The sequence below is a fragment of the Flavobacterium gilvum genome, assembly GCF_001761465.1.
Lineage (GTDB): Bacteria > Bacteroidota > Bacteroidia > Flavobacteriales > Flavobacteriaceae > Flavobacterium > Flavobacterium gilvum.
Genome location: NZ_CP017479.1, coordinates 2,858,457 through 2,882,213, shown reverse-complemented (window position 1 = coordinate 2,882,213; position 23,757 = coordinate 2,858,457). Strand labels below are relative to the sequence as shown.

The 23,757-nt window shown below is 34.7% G+C and carries 18 protein-coding genes; 10 read left to right on the top strand and 8 right to left on the bottom strand.

The window, feature by feature from the left end; all coding sequences use genetic code 11:
- Positions 1-25: 25 nt before the first annotated feature.
- The 4 genes from EM308_RS12050 to recG all read right to left on the bottom strand — a co-directional run bounded on the left by EM308_RS12050 (position 26) and on the right by recG (position 8,291).
- Entirely contained in the window at positions 26-1,336 is a 1,311-nt protein-coding gene (locus EM308_RS12050) for a TolC family protein (protein ID WP_035638968.1), read from the bottom strand.
- A 123-nt stretch (positions 1,337-1,459) separates the two neighbouring features.
- Entirely contained in the window at positions 1,460-4,558 is a 3,099-nt protein-coding gene (locus EM308_RS12045) for an efflux RND transporter permease subunit (protein ID WP_035638970.1), read from the bottom strand.
- A gap of 171 nt (positions 4,559-4,729) precedes the next feature.
- Positions 4,730-5,797 carry an efflux RND transporter periplasmic adaptor subunit gene (locus EM308_RS12040; RefSeq protein WP_035638972.1) on the bottom strand — a complete coding sequence of 356 codons (1,068 nt, stop codon included), beginning with the start codon at positions 5,795-5,797 and terminating at the stop codon, positions 4,730-4,732.
- Positions 5,798-6,155: 358 nt separating this feature from the next.
- Positions 6,156-8,291 (bottom strand): ATP-dependent DNA helicase RecG, encoded by a 2,136-nt coding sequence (gene recG / locus EM308_RS12035; protein ID WP_035641152.1) that lies wholly within the window; start codon positions 8,289-8,291, stop codon positions 6,156-6,158.
- Between the two features lie 226 nt (positions 8,292-8,517).
- On the opposite strand from recG, the gene EM308_RS12030 reads away from it, so the two are divergent.
- Together EM308_RS12030 and EM308_RS12025 are read left to right on the top strand one after the other, a co-directional pair.
- A complete protein-coding gene (locus EM308_RS12030; RefSeq protein WP_035641155.1) occupies positions 8,518-9,471 on the top strand; it encodes a hypothetical protein in 954 nt (317 codons plus the stop codon).
- Positions 9,472-9,545: 74 nt separating this feature from the next.
- On the top strand, positions 9,546-10,091 hold the full coding sequence (locus EM308_RS12025; RefSeq protein ID WP_035641157.1) for a DUF1697 domain-containing protein: 546 nt from the start codon (positions 9,546-9,548) through the stop codon (positions 10,089-10,091).
- A gap of 1 nt (position 10,092) precedes the next feature.
- Here the strand turns inward: EM308_RS12025 and EM308_RS12020 are convergent, their stop codons facing one another.
- Positions 10,093-10,839 (bottom strand): Dph6-related ATP pyrophosphatase, encoded by a 747-nt coding sequence (locus EM308_RS12020; RefSeq protein ID WP_035641160.1) that lies wholly within the window; start codon positions 10,837-10,839, stop codon positions 10,093-10,095.
- A 139-nt stretch (positions 10,840-10,978) separates the two neighbouring features.
- Between EM308_RS12020 and EM308_RS12015 the strand changes: the two genes are divergently transcribed.
- Together EM308_RS12015 and EM308_RS12010 are read left to right on the top strand one after the other, a co-directional pair.
- Positions 10,979-13,051: a M1 family metallopeptidase gene (locus tag EM308_RS12015; protein ID WP_035641162.1), complete on the top strand. Its 2,073-nt coding sequence runs from the start codon at positions 10,979-10,981 to the stop codon at positions 13,049-13,051.
- Positions 13,052-13,174: 123 nt separating this feature from the next.
- Entirely contained in the window at positions 13,175-14,074 is a 900-nt protein-coding gene (locus tag EM308_RS12010; RefSeq protein WP_035641165.1) for a patatin-like phospholipase family protein, read from the top strand.
- A 110-nt stretch (positions 14,075-14,184) separates the two neighbouring features.
- Here EM308_RS12010 and EM308_RS12005 read toward each other — a convergent pair whose 3' ends face one another.
- Entirely contained in the window at positions 14,185-14,706 is a 522-nt protein-coding gene (locus EM308_RS12005) for a DUF7935 family protein (protein ID WP_035641168.1), read from the bottom strand.
- A gap of 185 nt (positions 14,707-14,891) precedes the next feature.
- Here EM308_RS12005 and EM308_RS12000 point away from each other — a divergent pair, with 185 nt between their 5' ends.
- Positions 14,892-15,659 (top strand): sulfite exporter TauE/SafE family protein, encoded by a 768-nt coding sequence (locus tag EM308_RS12000; RefSeq protein WP_035641170.1) that lies wholly within the window; start codon positions 14,892-14,894, stop codon positions 15,657-15,659.
- A gap of 18 nt (positions 15,660-15,677) precedes the next feature.
- Here the strand turns inward: EM308_RS12000 and EM308_RS11995 are convergent, their stop codons facing one another.
- Positions 15,678-16,337, bottom strand: a complete 660-nt coding sequence (locus EM308_RS11995; RefSeq protein ID WP_035641173.1) for a 3-keto-disaccharide hydrolase — start codon at positions 16,335-16,337, stop codon at positions 15,678-15,680.
- Between the two features lie 214 nt (positions 16,338-16,551).
- Positions 16,552-17,034 (bottom strand): hypothetical protein, encoded by a 483-nt coding sequence (locus EM308_RS11990; RefSeq protein ID WP_035641176.1) that lies wholly within the window; start codon positions 17,032-17,034, stop codon positions 16,552-16,554.
- Between the two features lie 327 nt (positions 17,035-17,361).
- Between EM308_RS11990 and EM308_RS11985 the strand changes: the two genes are divergently transcribed.
- The 5 genes from EM308_RS11985 to EM308_RS11965 all read left to right on the top strand — a co-directional run bounded on the left by EM308_RS11985 (position 17,362) and on the right by EM308_RS11965 (position 23,490).
- Positions 17,362-17,679, top strand: a complete 318-nt coding sequence (locus tag EM308_RS11985) for a hypothetical protein (protein ID WP_035641179.1) — start codon at positions 17,362-17,364, stop codon at positions 17,677-17,679.
- Between the two features lie 314 nt (positions 17,680-17,993).
- Complete coding sequence (locus EM308_RS11980; protein WP_035637024.1) at positions 17,994-19,496, top strand: rhamnulokinase; 1,503 nt, start codon at positions 17,994-17,996, stop codon at positions 19,494-19,496.
- A 39-nt stretch (positions 19,497-19,535) separates the two neighbouring features.
- Entirely contained in the window at positions 19,536-20,843 is a 1,308-nt protein-coding gene (locus EM308_RS11975) for a class II aldolase/adducin family protein (protein ID WP_035637022.1), read from the top strand.
- A 136-nt stretch (positions 20,844-20,979) separates the two neighbouring features.
- Complete coding sequence (gene fucO / locus EM308_RS11970; RefSeq protein WP_081907267.1) at positions 20,980-22,140, top strand: lactaldehyde reductase; 1,161 nt, start codon at positions 20,980-20,982, stop codon at positions 22,138-22,140.
- 87 nt (positions 22,141-22,227) lie between these two features.
- Positions 22,228-23,490: an L-rhamnose isomerase gene (locus EM308_RS11965; protein ID WP_035637021.1), complete on the top strand. Its 1,263-nt coding sequence runs from the start codon at positions 22,228-22,230 to the stop codon at positions 23,488-23,490.
- Positions 23,491-23,757 lie beyond the last annotated feature (267 nt).

The following is a 23,757-nucleotide window of genomic DNA, read 5'->3' as shown; positions in this document are numbered from 1 at the left end:
AAAATCTTTTTGATATCAAAAATAACTAAAAATTAAGATTTCCAGCTAATTCCCTCAAAGTAATTTCTGATAGTTTGGCTTGAAATTGAGCGCTACTCAAACGAATTTTTGAATTAATATGATTCAACTGAGCCGCTCTAAATTCGACAGAAGTAATCGTTCCAATTTTAAACTTTTCGGCCGTAATTTCTAAGTTCTGTTTTGCAATGGCTGTATTATTTTCTTCCAAGTCAATCAAGTCCAAATTGGTTAAATACACTTGGTAAGCAACCGTTAGATTACTTCTCAACTGAGTCAATTGCTGATCGATTGCCAGTTTAGAATTATCAATTTGCATTTTGGCAATTTTTTCATTTCTGTTTTGCGAATTTCCATCAAACAAATTCAAAGCCGCAGTAAATCCGTAATTTAAACCGTGAGCAGAGGATTGAGAAGTAAATCCCAAACTCGATTGTGTATCATTGAAATTATACCCAGTATTCAATCTGACTGTAGGATAACGCTCTCCTTTTATTTGTTTCAAATCCAGTTCAGATATCTTTTTATTGATAATTTGCATTTCTAATTCGGGGTTTTGCTTTTCGGCAAGAGCCAACAATTCATCAAGTTTTAATTGTCTGTCTACCTGGATACCTTCTGAAACTCTAAAATCAGTATTCAAATCTCTTGCTAAAATCTGATTCAAAAGTGTTTTTGCATTGGCGTAAGTTTGCTTTTCTTTTACCAAATTCCCAAGATCGGTATTCAAATCCACTTGTGCATTTAAGACATCAAGTTTTGAATTTTTACCAATAGTATAACGGTTTTTAGTAAACTCAAGTCTCTTTTTCGAAATAACAATAGTCGAATCCAAATCAGACAATTTTTGTTGTTCCTGAATTAAATCATGATAAACCGAATTGACACTGCTCACTTTGCTAATTATCGTCAATTTCATCTGAGCGTCGCTCATGTTTTTGAATTCTTTTAATTGATCATATTTGGCAAACATTTTCATTCCGTCAAAAATAGTCCAGCCAAGATTTACGCCATAATTCAGACTGTTATTTTTGGCATTATCCAATGAAGTAGTCGTTCCATCCTGACGCGTTTGTGATGAGTTTTTAACGCTATTGTCATCCGTCACCGAAGCTGTAATGCTTGGCAACATACCGGCATTTCCGTAAGCAACATTGGTTTCATTTATTTTTAAATTATTTTGTGCAATCTTTATTTCAAAATTATTTTCCAATGCTATTTTAATTGCATTTTCAAGAGTTAACACTTCCTGTGCATTTCCTGTCGAAAAGCAAAGGAAAAACAGAAGAAAGCTTTTAATAAACAATTTGGTATTCATTTTTTTAAGTATTTTTTATTTAAAGATGCTAAGATTCTAAGTTTTTTTCAGATTTGTAATTCCCTAAGAATCTCAGAAAAAAACTTAGCTTCTTAGTTTCTTAGCATCTCAGAATCTTAGAAACTATTTTTTCACCTCACGTTCATATTCATCAATATGGTCAAATTCCGGATAATGTTTACGGGCTTTGGACCACATTGAATACAAGGCAGGAATTACAAATAAAGTAAGAACCAATGAGAAAATTGTTCCTCCCACAATTACAACTCCCATACCAATTCTACTTGTGGCCGCAGCTCCCAGCGACAATGCAATTGGCAAAGCTCCCAACGAAATAGCCAAACTGGTCATCAAAATAGGACGCAACCTTGCTTCTGAAGCTTCAATAATTGCTTCCATTTTTGGTTTTCCTTGTTCCCTCAGCTGATTGGCAAATTCGACAATCAGGATTCCGTTCTTGGTTACCAATCCAATTAACATAATGGTTCCAATCTGACTAAAAATATTCCAGGTCTGATTGAACAACCAAAGTGAAAATAACGCTCCAGCAACCGCCATGGGTACTGTCAGGATAATAATGAAAGGATCTACAAAACTTTCAAATTGTGCTGCCAATATCAAGAAAATCAACAGTAAAGCCAATCCAAAGGCAAAAGAAGTATTCGAACTACTCTCCACAAAATCCCTAGATTCTCCCCCTAAATCGGTGGTAAATGAGTCATCAAGAACTTTGGCCTTAATTTCATTCATTGCGTCGATTCCATCGCTAAGACTTTTGCCTGGAGCTAGACTTGCCGAAACAGTTGCTGACATATATCGATTGTTGTGATACAACTGGGGTGGATTACTTTGTTCAACAATTTTTACAACATTATCCATTTGGATCAATTCGCCCTTATTGTTTTTGACATACATCGATGTTAAATCCAATGGCTTTGAACGATCTTCTTTTTCAAACTGACCAATTACCTGGTATTGTTTTCCGTTTCTGATAAAATAACCAAAACGCTGACCGCTCAATGAAAGTTGCAAAGTTTGCGCAACATCTTTTACAGAAATTCCCAAACTCTCTGCTTTTTCCCTGTCAATCGAAACATTAATTTCAGGCTTATTGAATTTTAAATTCACATCTGTCGTAGAGAAAACATCGCTTTTTGCCGCTTCGTCCATAAACAAAGGAATTTTTTCTCTTAGTTTTTCAAAATTTGGGGCCTGAATAATGTATTGAACCGGCATACCACCACGCCTGTTTACAGCAATTGTTGGCTGTTCCATCACTGAGGTTTTTGCTTCTGAATAATTATTAGTCCATTTAGTAAGCTTTTCAGCAATTTCTTTTTGTTTTAATTTTCTTTTATCAGAATCAACCAAAGCGATACGAACCCTTCCTGTATTAACTGCCGTTGAAATAAATCCTGGCGAGGTAATCACCAATGCAACTTTTTTCTCCGGAATAGAATCATCAATCAACCTTGAAATTTCCTGCATAAAACGATCCGTATATTCATAGGATGCTCCTTCAGGCATTGTTATAGTCATCCCTAAAGAACTACGGTCATCATAAGGTGCCGTTTCTTTTTTCAGAATATTAAAAAACAGATAAATCAATCCAAAACAAACAATAAGAATCGGGAAACTCAACCATCTTTTTTTCATAAAACGGGTTAGAGCATTGGCATAACCTGTATTTAGTTTCACAAAATAAGGTTCAGTAAGCTCATAAAATTTTGATTTTTTTTGATGGCCTCCTTTCATCAAGTAAGCATTCAACATTGGAGTAAGTGTCAGAGACACAAAAGCCGAAATCAATACTGCGGCTCCAATAACGACCCCAAATTCACGGAACAAGCGTCCCACAAATCCTTCGAGAAAAATTACCGGCAAAAATACCGCCGCCAAAGTAATGGATATCGATATTACAGCAAAGAAAATCTCGTTTGATCCTTTTATAGCAGCTTCAATAGGAGACATTCCTTCTTCCACTTTCTTGAAAATATTCTCGGTAACCACAATACCGTCATCTACAACCAATCCTGTGGCGAGAACAATTGCCAACAAGGTTAATACGTTTATCGAAAAGCCAAAAAGCCACATAATAAAAAACGTCGCTATCAACGATACAGGAATATCTATCAAAGGTCTAAAAGCAATTGCCCAATCCCTGAAAAACAAAAAGATAATTAAAATCACCAGTATAATTGAAATCCCAAGCGTTTCGGCAACTTCAATCACTGATTTTTTTACAAAAACAGTATTGTCAATTGCAATGTTTAATTTAATATCACTTGGCAAATCTTTTTTTAGGCGTTCGTATTGTTTATAAAATTCTTTTGCAATATCCAGATAATTAGCTCCCGGCTGGGGAACAATGGCCACACCAACAAGGGGAGTACCAGATTGTGTCATTTTGGTCTCTACATTTTCCGGTCCCAATTCGGCGATACCAATATCACTGAAACGTACTATTTTTTCTCCTTCTGAACGAATAATAATATTATTGAATTCATCTGGTTTTGAAAGATTTCCTATCGTTTTTACAGTTAGTTCTGTGTTATTTCCTGTGATTTTCCCCGAAGGCAATTCCACATTCTGACTGTTCAGAGCATCGCGAACTTCGGCGACAGTGCAACCGTAGGAAGCCAATTTTTCGGGATTAATCCACAATCGCATGGCATATCTTTTTTGTCCCCAAATTTGAACACCACTAACTCCAGGAATTGTTTCCAATCGCTGTCCAATTACATTTTCGGCGTAATCACTCAGGTCCAATGCGCTTCGAGTATCACTCTGTACGGTCATCGAGATAATGGCATCACTATTTGCATCTGCTTTGGAAACAACTGGTGGTGCATCAATATCCTGGGGCAGATTACGCATTGCCTGCGAAACTTTGTCACGAACATCATTGGCAGCTTCCTCGAGATTTTTGTCCAAATTAAATTCAACTGTAATATTACTGCTTCCTTGTGAACTCGACGAAGTAATGTTACGGATTCCGTCAATTGAATTGATTGCTTTTTCAAGAGGCTCAGTAATTTGGGATTCGATAATATCTGAATTGGCTCCTGTATAACTGGTACGGATGGAAACCTGGGCGGGATCTATCGAAGGAAATTCCCTAACGCCCAAATAAGTGTAACCGATAATACCAAATAATATAATCGCTAAGTTCATAACGATTGTCATTACAGGTCTTTTTATGCTTAAAGTGGATAAACTCATAGAGATTTATGATTTAAGAATGCTGATTTCAGATTTTAGATTTGTTCTAAAGTCAGCTATGTTTATTATCTAATAATATACTCGTTATTTATTCATGATTTCATCTTAAAATTTTTAAAGTTCAGTCTATAAAAATCTGAAATCAAAAATCGTTAATCATCAATCAAAAATCTATTTTTTAAGATTTAAAACCACCTTAACCTTAGTAGAATCCTTTAAAGCCATTACGCCACTGGTCAATATAGTGTCACCTGATTTTAAACCAGAAAGAATCAAAACAGATGCATCTGTTCTTGTAGCGGTTTCTACCTTAACTTCTTTGGCCATTCCATTTTTGGCAATAAATACTTTTTTTCCATCCTGTATTGGAATAATCGCTTCTGTAGGCACAACTATCGCGTCTTTGATAATACTTAGAGGCAATGCAACATTGGCAAAAGTTCCCGGCAATAATTTTCCTTTGCTGTTTTCTGTTATTGCTCTTACTTGTAAAGTACGGGTTGTAACTGACACTTCTGGTTCTATTGCATAAACTTTGGCAGTAAATTGCTCTGTTGAACCTTCGACCGTAAAAGTTAAAGTGGTATTTGTTTTTACTTGTGAAGCATATTTTTCTGGAATCGAAAAAGTGATTTTCAATTGACTTATGTTAACCAATTTGGCAACCAAAACAGTTGGTGTGATATAAGTTCCGGGAGAAATGGCTCTAAGTCCAATTTTTCCTGAAAAAGGAGCTCGAACCGATGTTTTAGAGATTTGGGCTTTGATTAACTGTGTTTGAGCCTGAGCCGATTTATAATCACTTCTTGCTATATCATATTCTTCTTGGCTGATGGCTTCTTTTTGCAAAAGCAATTTGGCTCTTCTTTCATTTTCGGCTGCCAATCCTTCTTTGGTGCTTGCTTGAGCCAACTGAGCCTTTAATTCAATATCATTTACTTTGAACAAAAGTTGCCCTTTGGTTACATTGCTGCCTTCCTGAAAATAAATGCCTTCGACAATTCCGGAAACCTCTGAATGAATTTCAATTTGCTCATTGGCCTCAAGAGAACCCGAAAGCGATAAATTATTGTCAAATGTTTTAGGATTAACAATAACACCTGTTACTGTAGTAGGTTTATTTTTGTCGTCTTTGTCTTTTCCTCCTTTGCCTTTTGAATTATTTGAAGAAATTCTGTAGGCTATAAATCCACCAAACCCTATTATTAATATGGCATATACAAGATTTTTTATTTTCATTTTTTTAATATAAAAGAAGTTTAACGTATCCTTTTGCAAGGTTTAAACAAAATTAGGTTTTAGAATTGTTAAAAATAGAATTGTTAATTTTTATTTAACGTTTGTACATACAAATATTAAAATTAAGCAAAATTCCATTTTCAAGTTATTTTGACATTTAAAAAAAGAAAAGGTTTAATTGAAAAGTTTCTAAGTTTCTAAGAAACTAAGATTCTAAGTTACTTTTTTTAGTTAGAAAGATTCTGAGTTGCTAAGATTCTAAGTTTATTCATCAGATTATTGAAAATTTAGCTCTTAAAAAAAAGCTTAGAATCTTAGCAACTCAGAATCTTAGAATCTTCAAAAAAAAAAAAAAAACTCAACTAATATAATTCCAGATATTTTTCTTTTTAGTTAATTCAATAAAAACCGCTTTCAGAATTGCATTCTCCGGTTTTTCGAGAGGTCCGTCATCTTTCAAAATCTTGATAGCATAGTTTCGTGCTAACATCAAAATATCTCGATCCCGAACAATATCAGCAATTTGAAGATTCAGCACACCGCTTTGTTGCGTTCCCATCAAGTCACCTGGGCCACGTAGTTTTAGGTCAACTTCTGCAATTTCAAAACCGTCATTGGTACTCACCATCGTTTCCATTCGGGTTTTGCTGTCGCTCGACAGTTTGAACGAAGTCAACAAAATACAATAGCTTTGTTCGGCTCCACGTCCCACGCGACCCCGCAATTGATGAAGCTGAGAGAGACCGAAACGTTCGGCACTTTCGATAATCATTACACTTGCATTGGGAACATTTACACCAACTTCGATAACCGTTGTGGCAACCATGATATTGGTTTTTCCTTCGGCGAAACGTTTCATTTCAGAATCTTTTTCGTCAGGTTTCATTTTTCCGTGAAGGATTGAAACAGAATATTGGGGCAATGGAAAATCACGAGAAATACTTTCGTAACCATCCATCAAATCTTTGTAATCCATTTTTTCCGACTCCTGAATGAGCGGATAAACGATGTAAATTTGACGTCCCAATGCAATTTCGTCTCGAATAAATTTCCAGACTTTCAGTCGGTTGGAATCATACCGATGCACTGTTTGTATCGGTTTTCTGCCCGGAGGCAACTCATCAATAACCGAAATATCCAAATCACCGTAGAGGCTCATCGCCAGAGTTCGTGGAATAGGAGTGGCCGTCATGACTAAAATATGTGGCGGAACCGGTTCGCCTTGATTGGTGGAATTAGGATTGGATTTCTTCCATAATTTGGAACGTTGTTCGACACCAAAGCGATGTTGCTCATCGATAACCGCCAAACCTAAATTTTGGAATTTTACTTTGTCTTCCAATAAAGCATGCGTACCAATAAGTATTTGCAAAGTACCGTTTTCTAGTTCTTCGTATATAATTCTTCGGGCGGCAATTTTGGTAGAACCGGTCAGGATTTTTATGTTGATATTCATCGAAGCTGCCAATTTTGACAATCCAATAAAATGCTGATTAGCCAAAATCTCTGTAGGCGCCATCAAACAGGCCTGATAGCCATTATCCAAAGCCAAAAGCATACTCATAAAAGCCACAATGGTTTTCCCAGAACCCACATCACCCTGCAATAATCGGTTCATTTGGGCATTGCTTCCCATGTCAATTCTTATTTCCTTGATTACTCTTTTTTGGGCATTTGTCAAATCAAATGGCAAATGATTTTGATAAAATTCATTGAAAAACTCACCCACTTTCGTAAACGGAAAACCTTTTATTTTGTGTTTCCGAATCAAATTTTTCGTAATCAATTGCAATTGAATGAAGAACAATTCTTCAAATTTTAATCTGAATTGGGCTTTCGCCAAAATATCGGCACTTTTGGGAAAATGTATATTGAATAAAGCCGCATTTTTTGGAATCAGCTTGAGTTCATTTATCAAATACACCGGCAACGTTTCGCTGAATAAAGCTTGTGTTTCCAGAAACAATTGCTGCATCATTTTGTTCACCACGCGATTCGTTATTCCTCGATTTGCCAAGGTTTCAGTCGAAGGATAAACAGGTTGCATCGCTGAACGCAGACTTTTTTCATGTTCGCTCAACAACTCAATTTCGGGATGCGCCATACTGTAATTATTCCCATATTGGGCGCATTTTCCAAAAATAACACAAACCACATTGAGTTTCAAACTCTCCTTTATCCATTTGAGCCCCTGAAACCAGTTAAGTTCCATTTGTCCTGTATCATCTACAAATGTGGCTACCAAACGCTTTTGGTTTCGACCAAATTCCACTGTTTTGATATTAATGATTTTGCCAATAATCTGCACTTCGGCAATATTATTCTGCAACTCATTAATCTTATAATACCGAGTGCGGTCAATATAGCGATTCGGGAAAAAATTGACCAAATCCCCGTATTTAAAAATCCCCAATTCCTTACGCAACAACGCTCCCCGAGTGGGGCCAACGCCTTTGAGATATTCTATGGGAGTTTCCAGGAGATTATTGGACATTTGATTTAGGATTGCAAATTTTAGATTTATGAATTTAGATTTATAAAGTCGATACGCTTTATTCTATGTTTCTTTATTCTTTTAAAAAGGCGAAGATAGTTTTTTGTTGGGAAATTTGGAAATCGAAACTTTTGTAATAGTATAGGAAAATTTTTATATTTGTAGAAATATATTATCATATAATTATATACTAACATTTAAAACTGAAACTAAATACACTCTCACAATGAAAAAAAGAATACTTTATTTGATAGCATTCCTTGCAATGTTTGGAATCAATTCAAAACTATTTGCGCAAAGGCAAATCATTGACATCACTTCAAAAGTAAATGACGATAAAAGCATAGATTTGTCTTACACAAAAGAAAAGCCTGGAACTTATACCGTAATCTTAGAATTTTCTAATGTCGAAAATTGTGATGTAACGAATTACAAAACAGAAATCTATGGAAATTCAGGTTATTTATACAAGTTAAAACCGACAAATACTGGAAGAGGAATTAGATATTCAATGAAATATTACACTATGATGGGAAAGCAAAATCCTAAGGTTGACAGTTTATTTCAATATACGCTCCCTTTCAAAAACGGAAAAAAAGTAAAAATTTATGAAGCAGGAAATATTGGCGAAAAATATTTAGGACAAGAAAAAAAATTTAATTGGAAGTCTTATGTGGTAAAACCAAAAGATCAAGATACCATTTGTAATATGAGAAAAGGGATTGTCGTAGACATAATAAATGATTATGCTGATAACTCAACATCAGATGACCCTTATTATACCAGTAAAAGAAACTCTGTAGTTGTCGAACATGCAGATGGTACTTTTGCCGTTTATAAAGGATTCAAAAAGAACGCAATTTTTGTAAAGTTAGGAGAAACAGTTTATCCACAAACAGAATTGGGTTTAATCGAAAAATATGATTTGAATGGGTATAGACTTGACTTTTCGGTTTACTTTTCAACAGATAAAAATATTGATGAAAATAAGAATCAAACCTTAAAAAGCTTCAAGAGTAGGTACAAATACATTACACCACATTTTGTTACACCAGAAGGAACTATTACAATTGAAAGTGGAAAAGAGTATACAGCATTATTGAATGAATCAGTTATTACACAAGAATTTTCACGTTCTGAAAAGAAAAAATATGCCAAAACACATTCATTGTCAAATTAAATTCATCTTTTAAATTTTTAAAATTTGATTTAAAATTTAGAAAAGATATTTTTGACCAATAAAATTTAAAAAAAATGACAACTCATCTCGCACTTCTCAGAGGAATAAATGTTTCCGGTCATAATATGATAAAAATGGATGCATTGAAAACAACTTTGGAAGCCATTGGTTTTCAAAATGTGCAAACGTACATTCAATCTGGAAATGTTTTTGTGGATTGCGAAGAAGAAAATGCAGCGGCAGTTGGCTTCAAAATAAAACAGGAAATTTTTAAGGTTTTCGGTCACGAAGTTCCAACGGTTGTTATTGGCAAAAAAGATTTGGAAAACTGTTTCAAAAACAATCCTTTTTTAAAAGAAAAAGAAGCTGATACCAAAAAATTGTATGTTGCTTTTCTTTCGATTCCACAGCGAAGCGAAAGCCTTAACGATTTAAAAATGAGTCAGGTAAAACCAGATGAAGCCAGTATTGACGAAAACCGAATTTACATTAAATATGCTGTTGGAGCCGGAAAAACACGATTTGACCAAAAATACATCGAGAAAAAACTCAACGTAATAGCCACCATCCGAAACTGGAATACCGTTACGCAATTGCTAAAAATGTATGAGGAGAGGTAAATTAAAAGTTATTTTTCATTAATAAATCACAATACCAAAACCCATAATCAAAAGCGTCAGAAGTTGAAGTATCACAAGCGGTATCGGATGAATCTTCTTCTTTTGGCTTTTCGTATTTGCGATAGACAACTTCGCCTATTTCATATTCAATCGGTTTAGAAAAAATTGGTCCATCAAAAGTAAAGGTGTGAAATTCTCCGTTTTCTCCGCATATATCAACATTTTCGGGTAAATCATTTATAAAATCCTGATCAATAATTCGTCCCACAAAACTTTTATCTAAAAATCGTTCGTTGACACAAACCACAATAGTTTTGAATCCTAATGTGATGAATTCCTGAATCAAATCACGGGTAGGAATTTTCCAAAGCGGAAAAATGCCTTCAAAACCCATTTCTGCTAATTTATCTTCTCTGTATTTTCGCAAATCTTCCAGAAAAATATCTCCAAAAACAGAATGGGTAATGCCTTGATCTTTTAATTTAGACAACGTGTTATTCATAACGGCTTCGTACACTTCCATGGTTGGCATTTCGGGAATTTGCATAATTTCAAGCGGTAATCCAATACTTTTAGCTTGTTGTTCTAATAATTCCACCCGAACGCCATGCATCGAAATACGCTGGAATTGTTGGTTTACACTCGTTAACAAACAACTGATTTCGTAATCCTTATTTTGTAGAATTTTGTACAATGCTAAAGCAGAATCTTTTCCGCTGCTCCAATTAAATAGGGCTTTCTTTTTCAATGGGTTTATTTTGAATTATTTGTTGCAGTAGAGACGTTGCACTGCAACGTCTCTACAACAGATACGAAAACAAATTTACCACGATTTGTTGATTAAACCTTTGTAACTTTGAATAACTTAGCTACAAATTCAATTTATAATGAAATTCCTTTTCCTATTTCTATCCACATTTGTATTTGCACAACAAACAAAATACGTTGATTTTAAAACTGTTAATGGATATATTACCATTAATCCCGTGAATAAAAGCGTTAACGGAAATGTTACATACAAATTTGAAGTTCTGAAACCTATTGATACTATCAAAATTGATGCACAAAATATGACTTTTTCGGAGGTTAAATTAAAAGGAAATACTATCCCATTTACAACAAACGGAAAAGAATTGCTATTGATTTATCCGTTCCAAAAAGGAAAAAATTCCATAGAGTTTTCGTACGCAGCTACTCCAAAACAAACCATGTATTTTGTAGGTTCCGAAGAAACAGATAATCTGGAAATTTGGACACAGGGACAAGGAAAATACACTAGTCATTGGTTTCCGAGTTTTGATGATGTCAACGAGAAAGTAATTTTTAATATGAATATTGCATTTGATTCCAAATATCAGGTTTTGGCTAATGGCATTTTAAAAAAGAAAATGGCTGATAAAAATAAAATCATTTGGAGTTATCAAATGAAAAAACCAATGAGTTCTTATTTACTGGCACTAGCTATCGGAAAATTTGATAAAAACACTCAAAAATCAAAATCAGACATCCAGATAGAAATGTATCTAAATTCAAAAAATATTGAAAAACAAGAACCTACCTATCGTTACTCAAAGGAAATATTTAATTTCCTGGAAAAAGAAATAGGAGTGAAGTACCCATGGAAAATCTATCGGCAGATTCCGGTTTCAGAGTTTTTGTATGCAGGCATGGAAAACACGAGTTCGACACTATTTTCTACTCGTTATGTCGTTGATTCTATTGGTTTTGAAGACAGAAGCTATACCAATGTCAATGCGCATGAGCTAGCACATCAGTGGTTTGGGGATTTGGTTACGGCACAAAGCGGAAAAGATCATTGGCTTCAGGAAGGATTTGCAACTTATTATGCTTTATTGGCCGAAAAGGAAATTTACGGCGAAGATTATTTTTATTCTAAATTATATGAATCGTCAATGCAACTTAAACAAGCCTCTAAAACAGATACCATTCCGGTACTGAATGCCAAAGCCAGTTCGTTGTCGTTTTATCAAAAAGGGGCGTGGGCATTACATGTTTTACGGGTAGGAATAGGGGAGGAAGCATTCAGAAAAGCAGTGAAAAATTATTTAAAAAAATATGCTTATCAAAATGTGACAACACAAAATTTCTTTGATGAAATCAAAAAAGTATCCAATTATGATTTGGATTCTTTTAGTAAAGTATGGCTTGAATCATCAGGTTTCAATAGTGAAATAGCCAATCAGTTACTATCCAAAAACAAATCAATGCAAATACAACTTGAAGTTAACAAACTTAGGAGTAAACCATTGGCTGAGAAATATGATTTTTTTGAAAAAACCCTTCAATCAGATGTCTATTTTACAGTAAAAGCTTCTATCGTCGGTCAATTGATGAAGGAGAAATTTGAAGACAAAAAACAATTATTACGATTAGCATTGCAAACTCAAAATCTTCAAGTTCGCCAAGCTGTTGCGAGCACTCTGCAGAAAATTCCAGAAGAATTCAGAACTGATTATGAAAATTTCCTTAATGACAAATCCTATCAAACACAAGAGTTGGCATTGTTTTATTTATGGAATAACTTTGAAAACAAAAGAGCTGGGTATATGGAAAGAACTAAAAATTGGGTAGGATTTAATGACTTTAATTTACGTATTTTGTGGTTATCGTTGGCCATTTCGACACCTGAATATTCTGCCAATAAAGAAACTTATCTTAACGAATTACTGAATTATTCTTCACCAAATTATGAAGCCACAACAAGACAAAACGCTTTGGAATACTTAATCAATTTTGACATTATCAACGAGACTGTTTTAAAGAATTTAGTTAATTCAACGACACATCATATGTGGCAATTTTCTAAATTTGGAAGAGATAACATTCGAATATTATTGAAGAATAAAGACATAAGAACTGTTTTTCAGTCAATATTACCTAGTTTAAATGAAAAAGAACAATTTCAATTGAATAGATTACTTAAAGAAGATTCTAAGTAGCTAAGTTTCTAAGAATCTAAGATTTCAACTTAGAGTAAGAAAACTCAGAATTAGTATCTTAGAAGCTAAAAAAAAAACTTAGAGTCTTAGAAACTTAGCCTCTTAGAAACTTAAAAAAAAATCATGCGAGCATTAGTCATTTCAGGAGGTGGAAGTAAAGGCGCTTTTGCGGGTGGTGTCGCCCAATATCTGTTGCAAAACAAAGGACATCACTATGACTTATTTTTGGGAACTTCAACAGGAAGCCTGCTGATTCCTCATTTGGCTTTGGGAAATATAGACAAACTCCACTCGATTTATACTAATGTCAATATGGATAAGATATTTGACATCAATCCATTTATAATCAAAAAGAAACAAAGACAGAATTACATAACAATCAATCACATCAATGTCCTCCGACAATTTTTGAGAGGAAAGCGAACCTTTGGCGAAAGCCGAAATCTTCAAAAATTAATCAGAGCCGATTTCTCTATTTCCGAATTTGAACACCTTAAATCATTACCTGTTGATGTAATCGTTACAGTTACTAATATTTCCAGAAACAAACCCGAATATAAATCGATAAAAGACTGTAGTTATGATGAATTTTGCGATTGGATTTGGATTTCAAGCAACTATCTTCCTTTCATGAGTCTCGTCAAAAAGAACGGTTGCGAGTACGGAGATGGTGGTTTCTCGAGTTTGATTCCAATTGGCGAAGCTATAAACAGAGGAGCTACAGAAATTGATGTTATTATTCTGGAAACCGAAATTAAAATTACCAAAACCATCTTGGGGAAAAATCCTTTTTCGCTGCTCATCAATTTGTTTTTATTCACGCTGGACCAAGTAGGAAAACTCGATTTGTCAAACGGAAAACTCGCAGCAAAAAATAAAAACGTAAAACTCAATTTATACTACACACCAACCAAACTAACCAACAACGCCTTAATTTTTGATCAGAAGAAAATGAAAAAATGGTGGAGTCTCGGTTACAGATATGCCCAAAATAAAAGCGAAATTATGAGTGATAATAAATAGTTGCTAAAATAGATTCTAAGATTCTAAGTTTCTGAGATACTAAGATTTTTACATTAGAAATTTTAAAAAAAACTTAGAATCTTAGCCTCTTAGAATCTTAGAAACTCAAACTACCACATCTGGCTCACTTCTTTTTTAATATAAGCCAATGCTGCATTGCTTGGTGCTTGTTTTTCGAGCAAATCATTTAATAAAACTTCTCTCAATTTATCGGCGCCATTTACATCAGGACTCAAAGCAACTTTTCGAATCATCTGAATGGTGGAATTCTTAGCTGTGGAAATGATTGTCCAGCACTCATCAGTCATATAGATTTGTTGTGCCAAATTGTGCTCGAATTCTTGATCGATTTGGGCAATAATAAAATTGGCATAATCATTTTTATCTGTCGAAATTGGAGAAATTCTAATCAATAAATTAGAAAGACTAATACGTTCCAAAAACAAAGCCATACGCTCATAAGCCTGCAAGCGCAAAGGCATAGCGTTTTTCTGTCCTTCTTTCATTAATAAATAACGACGTCTTCCTTCTTCATTTTTGGTGTGTAAATTAAAAAAGTAATAAGCAACCATCCCTGTGATAATGGCAGGCAGAGTATAACTCAGTAATTCAATCATTTTTGATAATTCCATTTGTTTTCAATTTTAAAAAAAAGCAAAAATAATGTTTTGGGACTAAATCTACGGCTATTTTACACATTAATAAAAAGCAGAATAGTATTTTTGTGGGCGCTCGCAAAGTCAATAAAAAAAAGAATTAATTAACTAATCTGACAGTATCCTTTTTTGGGAAAACATACTAGCCAAAATCAAAATATATGGAAACTTACATTATTATATTACTTTGTTTAGCAGCCTTTTTTGCGGGATTTATCGATGCTATAGTTGGCGGTGGCGGGCTTATTCAAACTCCAGTAGGATTAATACTTATGCCCAACCTTCCTGTATCGACAGTTATTGGATCCCTTAAAATACCAGCTTTCAGTGGCACCTCTTTTGCCGCTTATCAATATGTAAAAAAAGTAACTATTAATTGGAGAATCCTGATTATCATGATGCTATTAGCTTGTCCATCTGCATTTTTAGGATCAACAATATTGACCTATGTAAGCAACGATTTTATGAAACCTTTATTACTTGTAGTTTTATCATTATTAGCAATTTATACTTACGCCAAGAAAAATTTCGGGCAGCACCAAGAGAGAGATATTTCTGTTAGAACCCAAATTCTGAATGCTGTAGGAATCAGTTTTGTGGTTGGTTTCTACGATGGATTCATAGGTCCTGGAACGGGAAGCTTTCTTGTCGTTGCCTTTATCGCCATAATGGGATTTGATTTTCTGCACGCCTCTGCCAATGCCAAGATGGTCAATCTAGCGACCAATTTTGGTTCCATCTGCCTCTTTATGCTTAAAGGAAAAATCATTTGGACTATCGCCTTACCGATGGCTGCCAGCAATGCAATAGGAGGGTGGACAGGCGCGAAACTCGCTATCAACCGGGGAAATAAATTCATCCGAATCTTTTTCCTTGTTGTTGTAATAGGAACCTTGATTCGCTTTGCTTACGATGTGTTTTTTAAATAAAACCGCAATAAAAGTCCTTTATTCCTTCGAAATATTTTTTATCACAATATTTTTGAAATCAATTGGTGAACTCTCATAATTCAAAGAAATTTTACCTTCGATAGAAGTTGCTTCCACACATTCGTTTATCAATTTTCCGTTCAAATATTGGGTAATTTTACCATTGAATGATTTAATTACGCAAGTATTCCATTCTCCATAAGGTTGTTCATTTGCAAGAAATTTGGGAGAAACAACACTTGCTCCGGCTTCAATCAATTTTCCATTTACTTTTGCAGTTACGTTATCCAAAAAAATGAAATCACCAGTAGAATTTTCTTTTATCTGAAATTGAATTCCTTTTGGCCAAATCCTGTCTGATGCATCCAGCGGAATATTATACATCACGCCACTATTTTTAAGGCTTTTTCTTTTATTAAACTTTTCTTCAATATTCCATCGGTATTCTAATGTGAGTTCAAAATTTTTATAACTTTTTTTCGTCATCAAACAACTATTTTCATCACCATACATGCGTATCATGCCGTCAGAAAACTCATAGACTTTTGAAGGTTCCTGTCTTTCAGAATTTGATTTGGTAAAAGCATACCAATCATTCATTGTCAGGCTCGTTTGCTTTACAGCACATGAATTTAAAATAAAAAGAAGAGCAGTTACAATAGTTGTCTTTTTGAACATAAGTATAATTTTAAAACGAATTTTGTTCGTGTATTTGTAAATCTATTAAAAATCAGAAATCTTTTCTTGATAAAAAATTGGTTTCAAAAATAGCCTTTTTGCAAAGACAAAAACATTATTTATGAAGAAAAAATTTTAACTTTCTTCATTAAAAAAATTACATTTAAATTGCGAGACACAAAAAAAGGAGAACAACTTTCTCCTTTTTTTATCTTTATTTTTCTTCACATTTCACTTTAGAAAATTTAAACTTTACCTTTTCAAAATCTATTGGAGTGTCTTTGGAAAAAAACGAACGTCCCAAATACGTTTCAATTTTTCCGCTACCCAGTATGAGTTCTTCCCCTTTTTTTAGCATCGCCATTGGGTTCTTAAAAGTTGTTGCTTTATTCGTAACCATGGAAAATGTATAGTCGACAAACAATGTATCTCCATGGTATTTCCCCGAAATTTCACCAACTTTTGCAGGGTGACCAAAAAATTTCATCACCATATTCCCGCTAACGTTGCCGTTTTTTAAATTATTAATTTTCAAGTCTATTGTATCTTGTTCATACAAAGCCTTGTAACACTCAACACTTATTGGCTTTTCGGCCAGCTTTTTTTCAGTTTCAGCTTCTTTTGGGGCTTGATCTTTTTTACAACTCACAAATCCAATACAAGCAATCAATAAACAAAACATCCTCAGATTTTTCATAGAAATAAATATTTTAGTTAGAATTATAGTAATAGTACTGCTAATTTACGAATAAATTGTGCTTATTGATTCAGCTAAACCATTATATATTTAACAAAGAACAATTCAGAAACAAGCTTTGTATCCAAAATAGGAATCCATTTTTTATCAAAAATATCAAAATAATCAATGTTAATTTTAAACTAAATGTTCTATTGCCAGCAGTCAATATCCCAATATTGGCATCATACTTGCTTATAACAATCGTGTAGATTCAAATATATTGGCGAAATGTCTAGATAAATTTGAGACATCAGGCAAAAATATATTTAATAAATTAATGCAATCATGAAAAGCAAAACAGAATTTTTGAAGGAAGATATTATTCCGGAAAATCAATTTATAGACCAAAATAAAACTAGGTCAATGGCTCAGCAAAATAACTATTATAAAGTAAAACAAAAAGGAAATACTTTATCTTCCCTTAAAGTCTTTAAAGGAAAAGTTGAAGTGTTTTATCAAATTAAGGATAACAAACATCTTGACAATAAATCAGAATTACTTTTAGTTTCTCAAAGGATGCTGTCGTTTTTAAAATTTACTACCGTTTTTTTTATTTTAATTTTGATATTATTTGTTCTCAAAAATAAAGGTGTAGAAGTATAAAAACCAATCTAATTTAAGGTTTAAAAAACTTTTAGAATAAAAATTACTATTTAAGTACCACTTCAAAGAATAGGAGTTTTTTGTCTCCGGAAGCAATTCTGTTTTCTCAAAATTCACACTTCAAAATGAATATTTAACAAAATAACAGTGTTAAAATTCAGAATGTGATCAAAAAATTAAGTTTAATTATCAAAAATTCATCTCTGATTATTGTTTAAAAAAATACGTTTGTAAAAGTTAATTCTGAAACTGAAGAAAAAAACAGTGATTCACAATTATCATTCAACTTTTGTTTCTTACTCATATAAAATCAGATGAAAAATAAATCTTTTTTAGCATTTGACCTTGGAGCAACAAGCGGTCGCACAATTTTGGGAACAATTGAGCAAGGACGTCTTCAAATGAAAGAACTAACGCGTTTTTCTAACCAAACACTTCAAATTGGAAACCACAGTCATTGGAACATTTATTCCCTGTTTGAGCATTTAAAAACAGGACTGGCAGCCGCAAAACGAGAAGGGGTTCCTATCACCTCAATAGGTATCGATACTTGGGGAGTCGATTTTGCTTTGATTGCCGAAGACGGTTCTATCCTCGGAATTCCATATGCATACCGTGACCCACATACTATAGGAATGCCTGAAAAATATTTCCAATTAATATCACACGAAAAAGTATATGGCCTTACCGGAATTCAAATAATGAATTTCAATAGCTTGTATCAACTTTTTGCGTTAAGCCAAGCAAAAAATTCATTACTAAAGAGTGCAAAAGAAATATTATTCATACCCGATGCACTGGCCTATATGCTTACTGGCAACAAGGTTGTGGAGTATACCATAGCATCAACTTCGCAAATACTAAATCCAAAAACCAAAGAAATTGAGCCCGAATTACTAGTAAAAGCAGGTGTTTCTCCCTCAATTCTTGGTGATATTGTCATGCCCGGCCATTTAATAGGTCGTCTAAGAGATGATTTGGCTACAGAAAGTGAATTAGGTAAAGTCAAAGTGCTTGCTGTGGCGGGACACGATACCGCATCAGCAGTAGCTGCAGTGCCGGCATTAAACGAAAACTTCGCCTATTTAAGCTCAGGAACATGGTCATTGATGGGGATTGAAGTGAAAGATCCGATTATTAACGCAACTACTCTTGCATTAAACTTCACCAACGAAGGCGGGGTTGAAGGAACTACCCGTTTTTTGAAAAATATTACAGGTATGTGGTTATTAGAACAATGCCTTAAAGATTGGAAAAAAGAAGGTATCACATACGCCTACGAAAAATTAGTTCAAATGACGACTTCGGTTCCTGCTTTTCAATCAATCATTGATCCGGATTATGAGTCATTTGCAAACCCTTCTTGCATGCCTACAGCCATTGCTGAATATTGCTGGCAAACCAATCAAATAGTGCCTTCAACACATGCCGAATTTGTTCGCTGCATTTTTGAAAGCCTTTCGTTAAAATACAATTACGTATTAGAAAAACTAAAAGATTTGGCACCTTTCCCGATTGAAAAATTACATGTAATAGGGGGTGGGTCAAAAAATCCGTTGTTAAATCAATGGACAGCCAATGCAACAGGAATAACGGTATTGGCAGGACCTTCTGAAGCCACAGCTATCGGAAACATAATGATTCAGGCCAAAGCTGCTGGTTGTGTGAACTCGCTTCAGGAAATGCGTCAAATTATTTGTAACTCAATACAATTGGATGAATTTATTCCTGAAAATCAGACTATTTGGAACGAAGCTTACCAAAAATTCCTGACTATTACCAAATTAAATCAGGAAACTTCTGTGCAACATATTTAGAAAGAAAAAATAAACATTAAGAAAACAAATTATATACAAATGAAAAAGTTAGATATTAAGCTAATGCATCCGGTTGAACAGATTGATATGGTAATCGGGAGAATTTATCAAAAAGGAATGACCACTACATCGGGTGGAAACATTTCTATTCGAGATAAAAATGGGGATATTTGGATAACACCATCAGCTGTTGACAAAGGAGATTTGACTCCAAAAGATATCGTTTGTGTCAAACAAGACGGAAGCATTGTAGGTTTACACAAGCCATCATCAGAATTTCCTTTTCATAAAGCCATATATGCCGCACGTCCCGATATAAATGCCATCATTCATGCACATCCTCCGGGATTGGTAGCTTTTAGTATTACTCGTCAAGTTCCTAATACCAATATTACTCCCCATTTTCGCTCGGTTTGTGGCAAAATAGGTTATGCACCTTATGGTTGCCCTGGTAGTGAAGATTTGGGTGAAAAAATTGCCAATCAGTTTATTAATACTGATAGCAAAGCTGTTATTATGGAAAATCATGGCGTGGTTTTAGGAGGTTCGGATATGTTGGATGCTTACCAAAGATTTGAAACGCTGGAACTATGCTGTTGTATCATCGTAAATGCTGGAAAACTAGGAAAAGTGACCGCATTGACAGATGAGCAAATACAACAATACAGAGCACAAATTCCACAAAAAGCGACCCGTTTTTCAGATCCTGGATATCCTTCTGATGAACTTGCTATTCGTAGAGATATGGTAAAGATTATCCATCGTGCTTGCGAACAGGGATTAATGATTTCGACTTTTGGAACGGTTTCTGCCCGTTGGAACAAAAATGACTTTTTGATTACTCCACACAATGTTTCTCGCTGGAACATCACGGCCGATAATATTATTCAGGTAAAAGACGGAATGACCGAGGATAATAAAAACCCAAGTTATCAAGTGGCGTTGCACAAACGTATTTATGAGCAAAATCCACACATTAATTCTATTATCACCACTCAGGCTCCCAATTTGATGGCGCATGCGGTGAGCGGAACCAAATTTGATGTTCGCACCATTCCAGAAAGCTGGATTTTCCTTCAAGATGTACCTACAGTTCCTTTTGGTTCTTTGTTTGAAGACATTGATGAAATGGCTAATATGTTTGACAAAAACCGAGTTGTTTTAATCGAAAATGACTGTGTTGTGGTTACCGGAGATCAATTATTAAACACTTTTGATTATTTGGAAGTAGCTGAGTTTAGTGCCAATTCATTAGTCATGGCAGCTTCAGTTGGACCTTTGTGCCCAATGGGAGATGAAGAAATAGATGAATTGAGAGTTGCATTCAAAGCACTGATAAGAGAATAAATGAGTGAATAGTGAGTAGCTTAAATACTCGACTTTAATTGTTGGTTTTTGTCTCTAGTCTAGAATGCTTTGTTGACTATTTACTATTCACTAATCACTAAATCGCAAATAATAAAACAATAATATATAAAAAATTATGAGCAACATTAAGCGAGTCATTTTAAATAAAATGTCCTATTATGGGGCGGGAAGCCGTTCTGTTCTTGCAAGTGAAATCAAAAAAAGAGGTCTGAGAAAAATTTTTATTGTTACCGATAAAGATTTAATCAAATTTGGAGTGGTAGAAAAAGTTACCGCAATTTTGGATTCTGCAAAAATAAAATACTGCATTTTTTCAAATGTAAAACAAAATCCAACTGTCGCCCAAGTAAAAGAAGGTTTAGCTAGTTTTGGCTCTTGTGGAGCCGATACTATTGTAGCCATCGGAGGTGGATCGCCAATCGATACTGCCAAAGCGATTGCTATTATCTCAAATAACCCTGAATTTTCTGATGTGGTTTCTTTGGAAGGCGTGGCTGATACCAAAAACAAATGTGTGCCAATTATTGCATTACCAACAACCGCTGGGACTGCTGCCGAAGTGACTATCAATTACGTAATCACTGACGAACAAAATGTGAAGAAAATGGTTTGTGTAGATCCAAATGCGATACCGATTCTTTCTATTGTTGATGCAGAATTGATGCTGACTTTGCCTGCAAGCGTAACTGCTGCAACGGGGATGGACGCTTTGACTCACGCTATCGAAGGATATATTACCAAAGGCGCTTGGGAAATGTCGGATATGTTCGAATTGAAAGCGATTGAAATGATTACTAAACATTTGCCTACGGCAGTAAAAAATCCTTCTGATGTAACGGCTCGAGACGGTATGGCTGTTGCTCAATACATTGCCGGAATGGGATTCTCGAACGTTGGATTAGGTTTGGTTCACGGAATGGCGCACCCACTTGGCGCTTATTATGACATTCCTCACGGTGTTGCCAATGCGTTATTGTTGCCAATTGTTATGGAATTCAACACCAAATCGTCTATTGGGAAATATGCCGAAATTGCTCGTGCTATGGGAGTTTCTGTTGTAGGTTTATCAACTGAAGAAGCAGCTCAAGCAGCCGTAAAAGCTGTAAAAGATCTTGCCATAGAAGTAGGAATTCCCGAAAAATTGCGTCTGTTGAATGTAAAAGAAGAAGATTTGAAAAGTCTTTCCAAATCGGCTTTCGAAGACGTTTGTACCCCTGGAAACCCAACCGATGTTACGATTGAAGACATCTTGGAACTTTATAAAAAAGCATTTTAACTGAAATACTAACGAGTGTTATTATAAATATCTGATTTACACCTTTTTTAGAATAACAAAATTATCTATTTCGTAAAAAAACCGAAAATGAAAAAAGAACAAATTAACCAAGCATTTGAATATGCTAAAACTCGATACGCCAATTTTGGTATCGATGTTGAAAAAGCAATTGCCGATATGGATAAACTATCCATTTCGCTACATTGCTGGCAAGCCGATGATGTAACGGGATTTGAAACCGGCAACGATGAATTGACCGGTGGAATCCAAGTTACAGGTAATTATCCTGGAAAAGCAAGAACAATAGCCGAACTTCGTGCCGATATTGACAAAGCAATGTCTCTGATTCCGGGTGAACACCGTGTGAACATTCACGCTTTATATGGCGATTTTGGTGGTGAAGTGGTAGATCGTAACCAAATTGAGATTAAACATTTTCAAAGCTGGATTGACTGGGCCAAAGAAAAAGGATACAAACTCGACTTTAATGCGACTTGTTTCTCTCATGAAAAATCGGCTGACGGATTTACTTTGTCACATCCAGATCCAGCTATTCGTGAATTTTGGATTGAACACGTTATTCGTTGTCGTAAGATTGCCGAAGAAATGGGGCATCAGTTAGGTTCAAAATGTATTCACAACATTTGGGTTCCGGACGGTTCAAAAGATTTGGTGGCCAATCGTTTGCAATACCGTCAAAATTTAAAAGATTCATTGGATAAAATTTTTGAATATAAAACCAATGATGACTATATGCTGGACAGCGTCGAATGTAAATTGTTCGGAATTGGCAGCGAAAGTTTTGTTGTTGGTTCTCATGAATTTTACATGGGTTATGGAATTGCAAATAATAAATTAATCACACTTGATGCCGGACATTTCCACCCGACAGAAGTAATTTCGGATAAAATTTCGTCTTTATTATTATTTTCAAAAGAAGTTTTACTGCACGTAAGCCGAGGAGTTCGTTGGGATAGTGACCACGTGGTGATTTTAAACGATGAACTACAAGCCATTGCTCAGGAAATTATCCGTGCCAAAGCATTGGAACGCGTTCACGTAGGACTTGATTTCTTTGATGGTTCTATCAACAGAATTGGTGCCTATGTAATTGGAGTTCGTGCCACACAAAAAGCATTTTTACAAGCATTACTCGAACCAATTGAACAATTGCGTGACTATGAGAAAAAAGGTCAAAATTTCGAACGCCTAGCACTTTTGGAAGAAGCCAAATCGTTACCTTGGGCTGCCGTTTTTGATTATTATTGCGCCTCAAAAGGAATTCCTGCTGCCGAAGATTATATCGCCGACATTCAGGAATACGAGAAAAACGTAACATCAAAAAGATAAAACCTAGCTCCCTAGGGCAAACGCATGAGTTTTTTAAATAACCGCAAATTCGCAAATTTATTCCTTGCAAACTTGAATTTTGTAGTTTTAGAAAAACTAATTTGTGTAAATTCCACTGAAGGTGGCTAATTTATAATAAGAATTTTTATAAAAATTTGCGAATCTGCGGTAAAAATAACTCATACATTTACCCTGATCACTCCCCAACTTCTGACAAAATGAAGTTGGGGAGTTTTTTTTTAAAACATGATTAAAATCAGAATTCAG